14 protein-coding genes are annotated in these 15,663 nt (G+C 73.8%); 3 read left to right on the forward strand and 11 right to left on the reverse strand.

The genetic code is table 11. From position 1 onward, the window contains the following. Positions 1-216 precede the first annotated feature (216 nt). Together ACZ7LY_RS20215 and bldG are read right to left on the reverse strand one after the other, a co-directional pair. Positions 217-648, reverse strand: coding sequence for an ATP-binding protein (locus tag ACZ7LY_RS20215; protein WP_471626007.1), 432 nt, complete (start codon positions 646-648; stop codon positions 217-219). A 143-nt stretch (positions 649-791) separates the two neighbouring features. Beyond that, positions 792-1,133, reverse strand: coding sequence for an anti-sigma factor antagonist BldG (bldG, locus tag ACZ7LY_RS20220; protein ID WP_003975386.1), 342 nt, complete (start codon positions 1,131-1,133; stop codon positions 792-794). Positions 1,134-1,295: 162 nt separating this feature from the next. On the opposite strand from bldG, the gene ACZ7LY_RS20225 reads away from it, so the two are divergent. Beyond that, on the forward strand, positions 1,296-3,869 hold the full coding sequence (locus tag ACZ7LY_RS20225; RefSeq protein WP_471626008.1) for a DEAD/DEAH box helicase: 2,574 nt from the start codon (positions 1,296-1,298) through the stop codon (positions 3,867-3,869). On the opposite strand, the gene ACZ7LY_RS20230 is transcribed toward ACZ7LY_RS20225, so the two are convergent. The 7 genes from ACZ7LY_RS20230 to ssd form a co-directional block, all read right to left on the reverse strand. Then, positions 3,866-4,432 (reverse strand): Rv3654c family TadE-like protein, encoded by a 567-nt coding sequence (locus tag ACZ7LY_RS20230; protein ID WP_471626009.1) that lies wholly within the window; start codon positions 4,430-4,432, stop codon positions 3,866-3,868. The two genes, ACZ7LY_RS20225 and ACZ7LY_RS20230, sit on opposite strands and share 4 nt — an antisense overlap. Positions 4,433-4,509: 77 nt before the next feature. Further along, entirely contained in the window at positions 4,510-4,869 is a 360-nt protein-coding gene (locus ACZ7LY_RS20235) for a TadE family type IV pilus minor pilin (RefSeq protein ID WP_471626010.1), read from the reverse strand. 49 nt (positions 4,870-4,918) lie between these two features. Next, positions 4,919-5,269: a DUF4244 domain-containing protein gene (locus ACZ7LY_RS20240; RefSeq protein WP_471626011.1), complete on the reverse strand. Its 351-nt coding sequence runs from the start codon at positions 5,267-5,269 to the stop codon at positions 4,919-4,921. Between the two features lie 162 nt (positions 5,270-5,431). Further along, the gene (locus ACZ7LY_RS20245) at positions 5,432-6,130 is read right to left on the reverse strand and encodes a type II secretion system F family protein (RefSeq protein WP_471626012.1); all 699 of its coding nucleotides are present in this window, start codon (positions 6,128-6,130) and stop codon (positions 5,432-5,434) included. 485 nt (positions 6,131-6,615) lie between these two features. Beyond that, positions 6,616-7,455, reverse strand: coding sequence for a type II secretion system F family protein (locus ACZ7LY_RS20250; RefSeq protein ID WP_471626059.1), 840 nt, complete (start codon positions 7,453-7,455; stop codon positions 6,616-6,618). Positions 7,456-7,531: 76 nt separating this feature from the next. Beyond that, a complete protein-coding gene (locus tag ACZ7LY_RS20255) occupies positions 7,532-8,710 on the reverse strand; it encodes a TadA family conjugal transfer-associated ATPase (RefSeq protein WP_471626013.1) in 1,179 nt (392 codons plus the stop codon). Continuing rightward, complete coding sequence (gene ssd, locus ACZ7LY_RS20260) at positions 8,707-9,831, reverse strand: septum site-determining protein Ssd (RefSeq protein ID WP_471626014.1); 1,125 nt, start codon at positions 9,829-9,831, stop codon at positions 8,707-8,709. The genes ACZ7LY_RS20255 and ssd overlap by 4 nt, the downstream gene beginning before the upstream one ends. Before the next feature lie 703 nt (positions 9,832-10,534). Between ssd and ACZ7LY_RS20265 the strand changes: the two genes are divergently transcribed. Beyond that, positions 10,535-11,347 (forward strand): HAD family hydrolase, encoded by an 813-nt coding sequence (locus ACZ7LY_RS20265; protein ID WP_471626060.1) that lies wholly within the window; start codon positions 10,535-10,537, stop codon positions 11,345-11,347. A gap of 399 nt (positions 11,348-11,746) precedes the next feature. Here ACZ7LY_RS20265 and ACZ7LY_RS20270 read toward each other — a convergent pair whose 3' ends face one another. Continuing rightward, the gene (locus ACZ7LY_RS20270) at positions 11,747-12,571 is read right to left on the reverse strand and encodes a Fic family protein (RefSeq protein ID WP_471626015.1); all 825 of its coding nucleotides are present in this window, start codon (positions 12,569-12,571) and stop codon (positions 11,747-11,749) included. A gap of 101 nt (positions 12,572-12,672) precedes the next feature. On the opposite strand from ACZ7LY_RS20270, the gene ACZ7LY_RS20275 reads away from it, so the two are divergent. Further along, a complete protein-coding gene (locus ACZ7LY_RS20275; RefSeq protein WP_471626016.1) occupies positions 12,673-13,653 on the forward strand; it encodes an ATP-binding protein in 981 nt (326 codons plus the stop codon). A gap of 6 nt (positions 13,654-13,659) precedes the next feature. Here ACZ7LY_RS20275 and ACZ7LY_RS20280 read toward each other — a convergent pair whose 3' ends face one another. Next, on the reverse strand, positions 13,660-15,342 hold the full coding sequence (locus ACZ7LY_RS20280; RefSeq protein WP_471626017.1) for a polysaccharide deacetylase family protein: 1,683 nt from the start codon (positions 15,340-15,342) through the stop codon (positions 13,660-13,662). Positions 15,343-15,663: the final 321 nt, after the last annotated feature.

Raw genomic sequence — 15,663 nt, forward strand, 5'->3', positions numbered from 1 at the left:
GCCCCACGAGTCCCTATGGGTAATACATAACACCCTCAGGGCGTTACTCGGGACGATACTCAGGGTGTTACGCACGCCATTGGCGGGACTTCTTCCGCCCCGCGATCACGCCCGCGATCACATCCGGGATCGCAAAGGAAAAAGCCCCGCTCACCGGGTTCGGTGAACAGGGCTCTCGGGGTCGGTCAGGTGACTGCGGGGTCAGGGGGCCGCGGGTCAGGGGACTGTGGGTGCCGGGGTCGTCGGCCAGCTCATCCTGATGAGCCCGCCGTCCGCGTCCGCGGTGACCTCGACGTCGTCGACGAGGCCGCTGATGACGGCGAGCCCCATCTCGTCCTCGCCCTCGGCGTCCGCCTCCTCGCCGCCGCTCCCGGGCGCCCCGGGGCGCTGGGTCGCGTGCGGCGCGTCGTCCCCGACCTCGATGGAGAACTGCTTCTCCTCCTCGACCAGGGCCACCCGCACCGGCGACGTGATCCCGCCGTTCTGATGGAGTCCGACCGCGCGGCTGCACGCCTCGCCGACGGCGAGCCTGACCTCGTCGAGGACCGCCTCGTCCACCCCTGACCTGCGCGCCACCGCCGCCGCCACGAGCCGGGCGGTGCGGACGTGCTCAGGCAGAGGGCTGAAGCGGAGTTCGACGGTGGTCATGCGTCCCCCTCGGTCGTACGGGCGTGCTCCGGGAGAACGGGCCGGCCGCGCACGGCCGCCCGCACCCCGCTGTCTACCGGGTGCCCGGGATCTCCCGGCGCACCGGACCGGCCGACCCGCGCGGGGCCGGCCGTGTCCGCCGGTCAGTCGGTCGCCGCGACGGCTTCCTCGACCGAGGTGTGGATCGGGAACACCTTGGTCAGACCAGTGATCCGGAAGATCTTCAGAATGCGCTCCTGGTTGCAGACCAGGCGCAGCGAGCCCTCGTGGGCACGCACCCGCTTCAGGCCGCCGACCAGCACGCCGAGCCCGGTGGAGTCGAGGAAGTCCACGCCCTCCATGTCGACGACAAGGTGGAAACTGCCGTCGTTCACCAGCTCGACCAACTGCTCGCGCAGCTTGGGCGCGGTATATACATCGATTTCGCCACCGACCTCGACGACCGTACGATCGCCGACGGTACGGGTCGACAGGGACAGGTCCACGGATCCTCCAGCACCTTGCTATCGAGCGGTCGCCCCTCGGGGACACCTCGGCATGATCCCCCGGGACGGTTCGCCAGCCGCGATGCATTCAATCACTTACCGGCAGGCAAGCACGACGCCTTGGGAGCATTGTCGGTCACGCCAGTGACACACTCGGTGCCGATGGCCAAGAATCACCGATCCGAACGACCCTCGGCGCCCACCGGCTCCCGCCCCTCTCCCGGTGCGGTCCTGGAACGGCTCGCCTCGGGTCCGAGCAGGGCTGCGCGCATCACCCATACGGAGCACTTGCCCCCTCGTCAGGGGCGTCATGCAGTCTGGCCCGACCGGATCCGCGCCGAGGTCGTCGCGGCCGTCCAGGCGGCCGGGATCGAGCATCCCTGGGCCCACCAGGCGCTGGCCGCCGAGCACGCCCTGGACGGCGAGTCGGTCGTCGTCTCCACCGGAACCGCCTCGGGGAAGTCCCTGGCGTACCTCGTCCCGGTCCTCTCCCGCCTCCTCGACGGCTCCGAGGCGCCGAACGGGCGCGGCGCCACCACCCTCTACCTCGCCCCCACCAAGGCCCTCGCCGCGGACCAGTGCCGATCCGTGAAGGAACTTTCACAACCGCTCGGCACGGCGATCCGGCCGGCGGTCTACGACGGCGACACCCCCTTCGAGGAACGCGAGTGGGTCCGCCAGTACGCCAACTACGTCCTCACCAACCCCGACATGCTGCACCGCGGGATATTGCCCTCGCACCCGCGCTGGTCCTCCTTTCTCAAGGCCCTCAAGTACGTCGTCATCGACGAGTGCCACACCTACCGCGGCGTCTTCGGCTCGCACGTCGCCCAGGTCGTGCGCAGGCTGCGCCGGCTGTGCGCCCGCTACGGCTCCGACCCCGTGTTCCTGCTGGCGTCCGCGACCGCCGCCGAACCGGCCGTCGCAGCGAGCCGTCTGACCGGGCTGCCGGTCGTCGAGGTCGCCGACGACGCCTCCCCGCGCGGCGAACTCGTCTTCGCCCTCTGGGAGCCCCCGCTCACCGAGATGCAGGGCGAGAAGGGCGCGCCGGTGCGCCGCACGGCGACGGCCGAGACCGCCGACCTGCTGACCGACCTGACCGTCCAGGGCGTCCGCTCGGTCGCCTTCGTACGGTCCCGGCGCGGCGCCGAGCTGATCTCGGTGATCGCCCAGGAGCGACTGGCCGAGATCGATCGGTCGCTCGCCCGGCGTGTCGCGGCCTACCGGGGCGGCTATCTGCCCGAGGAGCGCCGTGCCCTGGAGAACGCGCTGCACTCCGGCGAACTCCTCGGCCTCTCCGCCACCACCGCCCTCGAACTCGGCATCGACGTCTCCGGCCTCGACGCCGTCGTCATCGCCGGCTACCCGGGCACCCGCGCCTCCCTGTGGCAGCAGGCCGGACGCGCCGGACGGGCCGGGCAGGGCGCCCTCGCCGTGCTCGTGGCCCGCGACGACCCGCTGGACACGTTCCTCGTCCACCACCCCGAGGCGCTGTTCGACCAGCCCGTCGAGTCGACCGTCCTCGACCCCGACAACCCGTACGTCCTCGCCCCGCACCTGTGCGCCGCCGCCGCCGAACTTCCGCTGACCGAAGCCGACTTCGCCCTGTTCGGCCCGGCCACGACCGAACTGCTGCCGCAGCTGGAGGGCGCGAAGCTGCTGCGCCGGCGGCCCGGCACGAAGGCGTGGCACTGGACGCGCCGGGAGTCCGCCGCCGACCTGGCCGACATCCGCGGCGAGGGCGGCGACCCGGTGCAGATCGTCGAGGCGAGCACCGGCCGTCTCCTCGGCACGGTCGACGCGGGCTCCGCCCACACCAGCGTCCACGACGGCGCGGTCCACCTCCACCAGGGCCGCACCTACGTCGTCAAGCACCTCGACCTCGACGACTCCGTCGCCCTCGTCGAAGCCGCGAACCCCACGTACTCGACCACCGCCCGCGACACCACCGCCATCTCCATCCTGGAGACGGACGTCGAAGTCCCCTGGGGCGAGGGCCGGTTGTGCTACGGCTCCGTCGAAGTGACCCACCAGGTCGTCGGCTATCTGCGCCGCCGCCTCATCACCGGCGAAGTACTCGGCGAGACCAAGCTCGACCTCCCTCCCCGTACGCTGCGCACCCGCGCCGTGTGGTGGACGGTCACCGAGGACCAGCTCGACGCCGCCCGCATCAACCCCGAGATCCTGGGCGGCGCCCTGCACGCCGCCGAACACGCCTCCATCGGCCTCCTCCCTCTCTTCGCCACGTGCGACCGCTGGGACATCGGCGGTGTCTCCGTCCCCCTCCATCCCGACACGCTGCTGCCCACGGTCTTCGTCTACGACGGCCACCCGGGCGGCGCGGGCTTCGCCGAGCGGGCCTTCCACACGGCGGAGGAATGGCTGACGGCCACCCGTGAGGCCATCGCCTCCTGCGAGTGCGAGGCCGGCTGCCCGTCCTGCGTCCAGTCCCCCAAGTGCGGCAACGGCAACGATCCGTTGCACAAGCGGGGCGCGGTACGACTCCTCTCCGAGCTGCTGCGGTCGGCGTCTTCTTCGGCGGGGGGCGGGGCGGGCTCTGTGGGTGGTTCGCAGGGGGCTTCTGTGGGGGCGGCTTCTGCGGGGGGCTCCGCGGGCGGGGGTTCTGCCGGGGGCTCTACGGGCCGGGTTTCCCGTGGGGGTTCTACGCAGGTGGCTCCTGCGGGGGGCTCCGCGGGCGGGGGTTCTGCGGGGGGAGGGTCCCGGGCTGCCGGTTAGGGAGGCGGGGGTGGCTCCGTCGCCGGGTTCGGCGGGTGCGGGGAGCCGGGGTCGGCGGGCGCGGGTGTCTTGTGTGGCGGGCCTGTTCGGGAAGCAGCCGGGGGTGCGGGGCCTGTTCGGGAGTTGTCCGGGGGCGCCGGGGCGGGTGCGGGGAAGGGGCCTGCGCCCAAGGGCGGGGGGTCCCCGTCCGGGGGGTCCCCGTCCGTCGGGCCCGCTCGGGACGTGGCCCGGGCCGCGAGGGACCCCGATCCCGCCGACACCGTCACCTCCGCGACCGCGCCCCGCAGTTCGCACCCCACGACCCTGGTGCCCTGCGCCCGTGCCACCCGCGCCGCCAGCCCACAGGCCGCGCCGGCGCCCTCGTCGCCGTGTCCCGCCGCCGCGAGCGCCGCCAGATCCGCCGCGCCGCCCGCCCGATGCCGGGCCTCCACCGCCGTGCCCAGCGCCAGGACGCCCCCGAACACCAGCCCCAGGGCCGCCAACGCCATCGCCGCCCAAACAGTCGCTGACCCCCGGTCCCGCCCCGCGCACGCCCGCCCCCGAAGCACAGCCCACGCCCCCATGCCTCTCACCGCCTTCACCACAATCGCCGCACTCGTCGCCCTCGTCGCGCTCACTGCCCTTATCGCCCTCACCGCCCTCACCCGTCGCCCCCTGCCGGCTCTCCGCCCGAGGGCGCGGCCCCTGGCGTGTCCTCCGCCGCCGCCACCGCCCGCGCGGTCAGGTCGACGCCGAGCGGTCCGGGGCCGGTCGCCCGCGCCCGCACCGTCACCCTGATCAGCGCGCCCTCGCGGTCCACGTCGATCCGCGCCCCGGCCGGCGCCGCTTCCCGCGCGGCGCCGATCGCCGCCTCCCGGGGCTCCTCCCGGGCCAGCGCCCTGGCCCCGACCCGCGCCGCGTCCACGCACCTGATCTGCGCGGACGCTGCGAACACCGCCCAGATCAGCGCCAACGTGAACGCCACCAGCACGGGCAGCACCACCGCCGCCTCCGCCGTCACGAACCCTCCGTCGCCGTCCGCCCGGTCCGCCCGGTCCGCCCGGGGGGCCTCAGAACGACCCGTGGAGCGCCTTCGCCACCATCGATTGCAGGGCCGACTGCACGACATCGCTCGTCACCACCTGATAGAGCACCCCGGCGAACCCCACAGCGGCGAGCAGCCCCACCGCGTACTCCGCACTGACCATCCCCGCGTCCCGCTCCGCCGCCGCCCGCACGGCCCGCGCCCACCGCAACATCCGCCTGCTGCGGGCCAACCGCCCCCGCCGCTGCGCGTCCCGGCGCCCGCGCACGCCCCCGAGCCCCAGGAGTCGACGCCTGCGCGCCCGTACCCCGATCGCCCGCGCCCCGATCTCCCGCGTACCGCTCTCCGGCGTCCTGCTCGTCCGCGTCGCTTCCATCACAACCCCCGTGTAGTTCCTTGGTAGTTCCGTCATGTGTCACGTCATGCGCTACTTCATGTGCCAGGTCGTGCGTCACGCCACGCGTCACGCCATGCCTCACGCCACGCGTTACGTCACTCGTCACGTCCCGCGTTACGTCGACTGCCGCCGCCCGGCGCCTCACCGGCCGGCGCCCCACACCCCGCCCGCGAGCCCGATGACCACGGGCACGATCCCGATCACGAGGAACGCGGGCAGGAAACACAGCCCCACCGGCGCTGTCACCGCGACAGCGGCGCGACGGGCCACGGCGGTCGCTCTCCGCCCGCGTTCCGCTCGGCACTCCGCGGCGAACCCCGCGACCGAAGCCGCCGCCGGCACCCCCGAGTCCCCCGCCCGCTCCAGCAACCGCACCAGCCCCGCCGCTCCCGGCACTGCCGCCAACTCCGCCCACGCCCGCCCCGGTTCACCCCCGAGCCGCACCTGAGCCCCGCCCCGGACGAGCGCCCTGCCGACCGGCCCGCCCAGCGCTTCCCCCACGGCCCGCGCCGCCCCCACCGGCTCCGCGCCCGCCGCGAGGCAAGCCGCCAACAGGTCCGCCGCCAGCGGTAGTTGCCGCTCGGCCTCGGCCCGCTCAGCCGCCGGCATCCCGGCGCCGCCGACAGCCGCCCGCACCGCACGAGCCCGCCGCCACCGGTGCAGCGCGACGCCCGCGAACGCGCCCAGCACCAGCCCCGCCACCCCGCCCACCAGGACGTACCCGGTGCTCACCGCCCCGGCCATGGGCAGCCAACTCCGCGCCCGCGCCGACATCCGGCCGCCCGCTCCGTCTCTGCGCAGGCCCCCGGCGGCCCGTGTCCCTGTCGCCCAGGCGTCCACGGACCACACCTGCCTCGCCCGCGCTCCGCCCGGCTCCCGAAGGCCCCGTCGCCCGGACGGCGAAGCCCCTGGGACGCCCCCGGCTCCCTCCCTCCGCGCTTCCGCTCCTCGCGCTCGCGTCACCGCCGCCGGCTCCCGCGCCCCTGGCCCGTGATCGATCTCCTCCAGGAGCAACCGCACCCTCCGCCTGAAGGTCCGCGCCCGGCGCCTCTCCTCGAACTCCCGTACCGCGTACATCACCAGGGCCGCCACGCACAGCACCGCCCCCAGCCTGTGGACAAAGTCCATCGCCTCTCACTCCCCGTTCCGTACGACCTCGTGCACAACCCCGAACTCCGACAACCGCCCCGACCACCGCCCCTCCAGCCGCCCCGCCACCACTCCGGCCCGGCCCGTCCTCGCGGAACCGTCCCCACGGGCCCGCCCCCAGGGGCCCTCCTCACCCGCGCTCCCGCCCCCCCTCCGGCCCCAGCCCCCAACTCCCCTCACCCCTCCGCCCCGCGCACGATCCGCCGCGCCCAGCACAGGCCCGCCGCCTCCAGTGCCGCGCCCACGACCAGGCACGCGGCGCCGCCTCCGGTGTGGAGCAGCACCCGCAGCGGGCGTGCCCCGAGCGCCGCCCCCAGCGCCAGCCCGAGCCCGGGCAGCGCCGCGAGCATCACCGCCGTCGACCAGGGCCCCGCCAACTGGGCTCTGAGGTCAGCCCGTTGATCCCGCTCCGCGCGCAACGCCCCCGCCAGCCGTTCGAGCCCGGCGGCCAGCCCCGCGCCCCGGTCCACCGCCACCCGCCAGCACGCGGCCAGCCCGTGCAGCCCCTCGGCGCCCGGCTCACCGGCGGCCTCCCGCAGCGCCCCCGGCACGTCCCCGCCGAACCGCGCCGCGGCCACCACCCCGGCCGCCGCCGCCCCGGGCAGTGCCTCGCACTCCCCGACCGCGATCTCCAGGGCCGCCCCCGGCTGACGGCCGGCGCGCACCTCACCGGCGAGGACCGCGCACAGCCGGATCACCGCGTCCCCGCGCCGTTCCCGTTCCCGGCGAGCCGCGCGGCTCCTGCGGGCCCGCGCGAGCCCCGGCACCGCCCCCACCCCCAGCAGCAACGGCACCGGCGACGCCCCGAGCAGCCCGAGCAACGCCCCGATCCCCACGCACCCCCACTCCGGCCGCGCCCGCGCCCAGCCCCGCGCCCGCTCCGCTCCGGCCCGCCACCCGGCAGGCACCGGCCCCGCGACCGTGCCGCCCAGCACCGCCCGGGCCCGCCGCACCTCGGCGCCCTGCGCGATCACCGCCCAGGCCACGGCCAGCGCCCCCAGGACCGCCACCACCATCACGCCCGACACATCACTCACCCCGTACTCCGCGCTCCGTACCGCTCCCGCCGACCCGTCCGTCCCCGCACCCCGCTCACTCCCTGTCCGGCAGCCCTCCCCTCGTCCTCAGCACCGCCGCCAGCCGCTCCCAGCCGGCGCCCTGGACGAAGCCGCGCTCGCCCCACTCCAGCGCGGGCACGGCCCGCACCCAGCCCTCGGAGTCCCGTTCGAGGACGCGGACCTCGGCGACCCGGCGCCGGCCGGCCCGGTCGCGTACGAGGTGCAGGACGACGGAGACCGCCGCCGCCAACTGGCTGTGCAGGGCGGCGCGATCGAGCCCGGCGGCCGTGCCCAGCGCTTCGAGCCGGACCGGGACGTCGCCCGCCGCGTTGGCGTGCACGGTGCCGCTGCCGCCCTCGTGCCCGGTGTTGAGCGCGGCGAGCAGCGAGACGACCTCCGCGCCGCGCACCTCGCCGACGACGAGCCGGTCGGGCCGCATCCGCAGGGCCTGGCGGACCAGGTCGTCGAGGCCGACCGCGCCCGCGCCCTCCTGGTTGGCGGGCCGCGCCTCCAGCCGTACGACGTGCGGGTGGTCGGGCCGCAGCTCCGCCGAGTCCTCCGCCAGCACGATCCGCTCCTGCCGCCCGACAAGCCCGAGCAGCGCGCTGAGCAGGGTCGTCTTCCCCGTGCCCGTGCCCCCGCTGATCAGGTACGACAGGCGGGCGGCCAGCAGCGCGCGCAGGATCCGGTCGCCGCCCGGCGGCACGGTTCCCGCGGTGACCAGTTCGTCGAGGGTGAAGGCTCGGGGACGTACGACGCGCAGGGACAGGCAGGTGCAGCCCACCGCGACGGGCGGCAGCACCGCGTGCAGGCGGGTGCCGTCGGGCAGCCGGGCGTCCACCCAGGGCCGGGCGTCGTCGAGCCGGCGTCCGGCGACGGAGGCGAGGCGCTGGGCGAGCCGGCGTACGGCGGAGGGACTCTCGAAGGTCACCCCGGTCCGTTCGAGTCCGGCGCCGCGGTCGATCCAGACGCGGTCCGGCGCCGACACCAGCACGTCGGTCACGGCGGGGTCGGCGAGCAGGGTCTCCAGCGGGCCCGCGCCCACCAGTTCCGACCTCAACCGGCCGGCCGTGCCGAGCACTTCGGCGTCGCCGAGGACGCGGCCCTGGGCGCGCAGCGCCTCGGCCACGCGCGCGGGGGTGGCCTCCGCCCCGTTCTCCGCGAGCCACTGGCGTACGCCGTCCAGCATGCGCGCTCCGACGACGGCGCTCATCCGGCACCACCGCCGTCGGCGAGGCCGACCGCCATGCGGTCCCAGAACTGCCCGCAGAAGCGCCCCAGGGGCCCGTCAGCCGCCACGACGGCGTCGGTGGGGGCGTCCGCCGCCCGGCCGCGCAGCGCGGGCAGCTCGCCCGCGAGGGGCAGTCCGAGCAGGCGCGCGACCTCGTCCGCCGGCAGCCCTCCGGCCCCGGCGGCGCCCTCGGATGCCGGACCGGTCACCACCCGCAGGTCCCGCAGCACCATGCCGACCGCGCCCGCGACCCGGCGGGCCGCCGCCACCGCGCGCAATTCGGGCGGGACGACGAGGAGCGCCACGTCGAGCTGGGCGAGGGCCTCCACCGACCCGGCGTCCACGCGGCGCGGCAGGTCCACGACGACCGTGCCGCCCGTGCGCCGTCCGGCGGCGAGGACCGCCCGTACGGCTTCGGGCGGGACCGCCGCCATGTCGCCCCGGTCCCAGCTCAGGACGCGCAGGCCGTGCAGGCTCGGCAGGGACTCCTCCAGCGCGCCACTGCCGACCCGGCCCCGCGACTGGGCGAACGCGGGCCAGCGCAGGCCCTGGGTCGTCTCCCCGCCGAGCAGGACGTCCAGGCCGCCGCCGAGCGGGTCCGCGTCGACCAGCAGGGTGCGCCGCCCGGCCCTCGCGGCGGCCACCGCGAGGGCGCAGGCCAGCGTGGAGGCTCCCGCACCGCCGCGGCCGCCGATGACGCCGACGGTCAGCGCGGGACGGCCCACGGCCTCGGCGACGTCCGCGATCCGGTCCATCAGCCACTGCTCGCCGGCCGGCAGCATCAGTACGTGGTCGGCGCCGATCTCGACGGCCCGCCGCCACACGCCCGGGTCGTCCTGGTCGCGGCCCACGAGCACGACGCCGCGCCGCCGGGCCGCGCCGCTCAGCCGGCCGGCCGCGTCGTCCCCGACGAGGACCAGCGGGGCGGCCTCCCAGCTCCCTCTGGTCCCGGGTGGACCGTGCCCCACTTCGGGCCGGACGCCCGCCGCCGCGCACAGCCGCAGCAGGTCGTCGAGCAGTTCCACGTCCTCGGTCACGATCAGCGGCGTGCGCCGCTCGGCTCCGGCGCCGCCCGCCGGGTCGCACGTGATGACTCCCGTCACGATCCGATCCCCCTTCTCACCGCGCTCGCCCGCGTCCGCGGGCGTCGTCCTCCGGAGCGAAGTCACCGGCGCCAGGGGCTCCGAATAGCGGCCGCCGGACATCGGTCGGCCATAACGAACCGGCCATGAACACCGGTCCGGACTTCGCGTCCGGAATCACCGTGCAGCGATCTCGGAAATCATGTGGATCTTGGTCAAAAACTGTGGACAGGAGAAGGCTTGTGGATATCTCGCTCACCCATACCGGTGACGTTTGGAAGTTGACGCGTGAAACGACCCCGGATCACCTCACAGTGCGGCCGTACGGTCACGCTGTGTAGTGGCCGAGGGGATGGGTGCGGGCGGATCCGAGGGGTGGATCAGGAGGCTCAGGGCCGTTCGGGGCATGAAAAAAGGACCCGAAAACGGGTCCGGACATGCGACGACCCCCGCCGGGGGGGAGAGCGGGGGTCGTCCCCACGGTCCGACTCGGGGGGGGGAGGAGCCAGACCGGGTTAGCACGGACGCGAACGATCCGTGACTTCCATGGTGTACCCGAGAGCCTTCTCAGGCAAACCCACGCGCCCCAGAGTACGCCGAATGGTGGGCGCCTATGCTCGGGCACGTGGAAAACCACTCCTGGAACGACTCGATGAACGACTCGGCGAACGATGCGATGAGCGATCCGACGCACCGGTCGGCGCACGATGCGAAGCCGCACTCCATGCCCCGCACAGCGGCCTTCTTCGACCTGGACAAGACCGTCATCGCCAAGTCGAGCACGCTCACCTTCGGCAAGTCGTTCTACCAAGGCGGCCTGATCAACCGCAGGGCCGCGCTGCGCACCGCGTACACGCAGTTCGTCTTCCTGGCCGGCGGCGCCGATCACGACCAGATGGAGCGGATGCGCGCCTATCTGTCGTCGCTGTGCAAGGGATGGAACGTGCGGCAGGTCAAGGAGATCGTCGCCGAGACCCTGCACGAGCTGATCGACCCGATCATCTACGACGAGGCCGCCTCCCTCATCGAGGAGCACCACACCGCCGGGCGGGACGTCGTCATCGTCTCCACCTCGGGCGCCGAGGTCGTCGAGCCGATCGGCGAACTGCTCGGCGCCGACCGTGTCGTCGCCACGCGCATGGTCGTCGGCGACGACGGCTGCTTCACCGGCGAGGTGGAGTACTACGCGTACGGCCCGACCAAGGCCGAGGCCGTCGAGGAACTCGCGCGGAGCGAGGGGTACGACCTCGCGCGCTGCTACGCGTACAGCGACTCGGCGACCGATCTGCCGATGCTGAACGCCGTGGGGCATCCGCACGCCGTCAACCCGGACCGGACGCTGCGGCGTGAAGCTCTCGCGCGCGAGTGGCCGATTCTGGACTTCACCAAGCCCGTCCGGCTCAAGCAGCGGCTGCCCCGCATGTCGGCGCCCTCACGGCCGGCCCTGATCACCGCCGCCGCCGTGGGCGCCGCAGCGGCAGCGGCCGGTCTGGTCTGGTACTCCAGCCGCCGCCGCGGCCTCGCGTCCTCCGCCTGAACCCTCTCGCCCTCCGCCCGGTTCGCCCGTATTTGAACCCAAAAGTAAAAAGTGCGGGCAGGGGTTTCACTTCCCCTGGGTGAGGAGTACAAAGGAGTCAACGGCCCGCGAGACCAAGGACATCCGCGAGGATCCCCTTCACACGCAGACTGGCCCCACGGACCGAGCATGAACATCGGGCACCCACGCGACGTCGACCCGTCGATTACGGGCCAGCCGCACCAGGAGACGGGCAAAGTTCCCGACCTGATGGGCGACATCACGAGGACGCTTGGTAACCCGGTGGCCATGCCAGCGGCGGTACGAGGACTCGTACCGCCGCACTTTTGTGACCTCCGCCCGGACCGGGACTCCCCGTAACCCCCGCCGCCCGAACCGGGCCTCCACGCGCGCGTAGCGCTACGCCGCGCCGCGCTGAAGCGCCTCGCAGACCGCGGTCGAGTCGCGCACGCCCAGCTCGACGGCCTTGCCGCAGTGGGCGATCCAGGCCGCCATGCCCTCCGGTGTACCGGACACATAGCCTTCGAGCGCCGCCGCGTACGCCGCGCGCCCCAGCTCCGCGTGGCCGACCTCCGCCGGGCAGATCGACTTCGGGTCGAGGCCGCTGCCCACCAGGACGATCCGCTCGGCGGCGCGCGCCACCAGCCCGTTGCAGGAGCCGAAGGGGCGCAGCGCGACCAGTTCGCCGTGCACGATCGCGGCGCTGACCAGCGCCGGTGCCTCGCTGCCCGCGATGATCAGCCGGGCCAGACCGTCGAGCCGGCCGTCGACCTCCTGCGCGCCCGGCAGCGGCAGCTCCACGAGCGGCTCGTCGACGGGCTCCCCCGCCTGGCGCGGCCGGCCCACCGTGTCGCCCTGATCGGCGGCGGCGACCAGATGCAGGCGCGCCAGCACACGCAGCGGCGACTGGCGCCAGATGGACAGGAGTTGACCCGCCTCGGCGGTCAGCCGCAGCGCCGCGCCGACGACGGGTGCCTCACGGTCGCCGTCGCCGCCGCTGAAGTCGGAGCGCCGCCGCACCTCCTCCAGCGCCCAGTCGGCGCCGGACAGCGCCGCACTGCCGCGCGCACCGCGCAGCGCGGCCTCGGAGGTGACCTCGTTGCTGCGGCGCCGCATGACGCGGTGCCCGTAGACCCGGTCCACGGCCTTGCGCACGGAGGCCACGGACTCGGCCACGCCCGGCAGGTCGGCCAGCGCGGCGAGGGGGTCGGCTGTCGTACTCATGAGTACGACCCTACGGGCCCGGCGGCCGCGCCCCACGAAGGAGTGGTCTTCTTCACGCGGGCTCGGCACGCACGGCGACGCGCCCGCTACGCTTCGTGAACATGAAGATCGCTTTCGTGGGGAAGGGCGGCAGCGGCAAGACCACGCTGTCCTCCCTTTTCATCCGCCACCTCGCCACCACCGGATCGCCGGTCGTCGCCGTCGACGCCGACATCAACCAGCACCTGGGCGCGGCCCTGGGCCTCGACGAGCAGGTCGCCGCCGAGCTGCCCGCCATGGGCGCGCGGCTGCCGCTGATCAAGGACTATCTGCGCGGTTCGAACCCCCGGATCGCCTCCGCCGACACGATGATCAAGACGACCCCTCCCGGCGAGGGCTCCCGCCTGCTGCGGGTGAGGGAGAACAACCCGGTCTACGACGCCTGTGCGCGAGAGGTGGAACTCGACGGCGGGGCCGTGCGTTTGATGGTCACCGGGCCGTTCACCGAAGCCGACCTCGGTGTCGCCTGCTACCACTCCAAGACCGGAGCGGTGGAGCTGTGCCTGAACCACCTCGTCGACGGCCAGGGCGAGTACGTGGTGGTCGACATGACCGCGGGCTCGGACTCCTTCGCTTCGGGCATGTTCACCCGCTTCGACATGACGTTCCTCGTCGCCGAGCCGACACGTAAGGGGGTCTCCGTCTATCGCCAGTACAAGGAGTACGCACGGGACTTCGGCGTCAGCCTGAAGGTCGTGGGCAACAAGGTGCAGGGCGAGGACGACCTCGACTTCCTGCGCTCCGAGGTCGGGGACGACCTGCTGGTCACCGTCGGGCACTCGGACTGGGTGCGGGCCATGGAGAAGGGGCGCCCGCCGCGCTTCGAGCTCCTGGAGGAGGCCAACAGGGCGGCGCTGCACGCCCTCCAGGACGCGGCCGACGCCACGTACCCGGCCCGGGACTGGGAGCGGTACACGCGCCAGATGGTCCACTTCCACCTGAAGAACGCGCAGAGCTGGGGCAATGAGAAGACGGGCGCCGACCTGGCGTCCCAGGTCGACCCCGCCTTCGTCCTGCGCGAGAGCGTCGCGGCGAGCGCCTGACGCGGCCTACGGCTTGGCGGCCGGCGCGCCCGCGCCGGGGGCCGCCGATCCGGGTGCGGCCGCGCCGGGGGTGCCGGGAGCCGGGGTGCCCGGGGCGATCGGGGCTCCGGACGCGGCGGGTGCGCTCGGAGTCCCGGGAGCGGCCGGGGCGTTCGGGGTGCCCGGTGCGGCCGGGGTCCCGGGGGCGACGGACTCGGCCGGCACCGGAGAAGCGCCGGGGGCCGTCGAGGTGCCCTGGACCGGGGACGGGGACGAGGGCTCGGTCAGGAAGGACGCCCAGCCCTGCCGGGGCGCCTGCCCGACGCCGAGCGTGCCGAGCCTGCGCAGCGTCTCCGGGTCCTGCGCGTCGAGCCAGTCGGCGAGCTGTCGGAAGGAGACGCAGCGCACCTCGGGCTTGGTGCAGACGGCCTTGACGGTCTGTTCGACGGCACGCATGTAGACGCCGCCGTTCCAGGACTCGAAGTGGTTGCCGATGATGAGCGGCGCGCGGTTGCCCCGGTAGGCGCGGTCGAAGCCGGCGAGGAGGCTGTCGCGCATCTCGTCACCCCAGAAGGCGCGGCGGTCGGGGTCGCCGTGGACGGTGCCCGACTGGTTGACCATGAAGTTGTAGTCCATCGTCAACTGCTCGTAGCGGTGCCCGGTGAAGGGGACGAGCTGCATGGACAGGTCCCACAGGCCCTCCTTCTTCGCGGGCCAGACCTGGTTGGCGACGCCGCTCGTGTCGTAGCGGAAGCCGAGCTGGTGGCCGGCGCGTTTGAAGTTGCGCTGCCCTTCGAGGCAGGGCGTGCGGGCGCCGATCAGTTCCTTGTCGTAGTCGAAGGGCAGGGGCGCCGCGTTCTTCAGGCCGGAGTTGCTCTTCCAGGACTTCACGAAGTTCTTGGCCTGCTGGATCTCGCTCTTCCACTCGTCGACCGACCACTCGCCGACGCCGCCGCCTGCGCCGCAGAAGTGGCCGTTGAAGTGGGTGCCGATCTCGTTGCCCTCCAGCCAGGCGCCCCGCAGTTGCTCGGCTGTGTCCTTGATCCCCTTGGTGTCGTTGAAGCCGATGTCCGAGCGGCCCGGGGAGTGCTGGGGCGCGTGGTACAGGTTCTTCTTGGCCTCGGGGAGCATGTAGACGCCGCTGAGGAAGTACGTCATGGTCGCCCGGTTCTCCTTGGCGACCTTGCGGAAGCGGGAGAACAGCTTCTGGCTGTCCTCGCCCGCGCCGTCCCAGGAGAAGACGACGAACTGCGGTGGTTTCTGCCCGGGTCTGAGCTTCTCGGGCGTCGGCAGGTGGGGTTGGCGCCCGGTGTACGCGGTCGAGCCGTCGCCGATGAGCCGCAGCGGCGTGCCCGGGGCTGCGGGCGCGGCCGGTGCCGCCTTCTTCGGGCCTGCGGCGCCCACGTGCTGTTCGGCGGCCGGACGGTCGGTTCCGGCGCAGCCCGCGAGGACGGTGGCGCACGCGGCGGTGACGACCACGCCCGCAGCGCCCCTGCGGACCACGGCCCCCTTACGGGCGACGGGCTCCTTACGGGCGACGATGCCTCCGGGTACGGCGGTCCCCCCGGGTACGGCTGTGCCCCCGGCCACGACGGCTCCTCGGGCCATGGCTCCGGCGCCGGCACCGCGGCGGGCGGTGAACAGCCTCCGGGCCGCGGCGATCCCCCGGGACAGGGCCCGGGACGCGGTGATCCTCCTGGTGGCGGCCATCTTCCGCCCACCTTCTTCCTGGGACTCGGAGGCACGCGGCCTCACGGCAAGACGATGAATGCGAGAAATGCCCGCTTTATACGGGCGGCGCCGTCAAGGTCGCACGAGGTCCGCGCGGAGATAGTCCGACAAGCCGACCAGGATTCCTATTCACTCCGCAGAGTGAAGCCATGACCCATTTGCCCCGAATATCCGTCCGCAAGCTTTACTCTGCATTACGATCCATTTACCGAGCGTTGATTCATCCCGCCGCTGCACGCCGTGAACCACGGCCGCGTTCCGACCCCAGCCACCGCCCGGGGTCACCCCTCATTCCGCGAC

Source organism: Streptomyces sp. NPDC107550, from assembly GCF_055639095.1.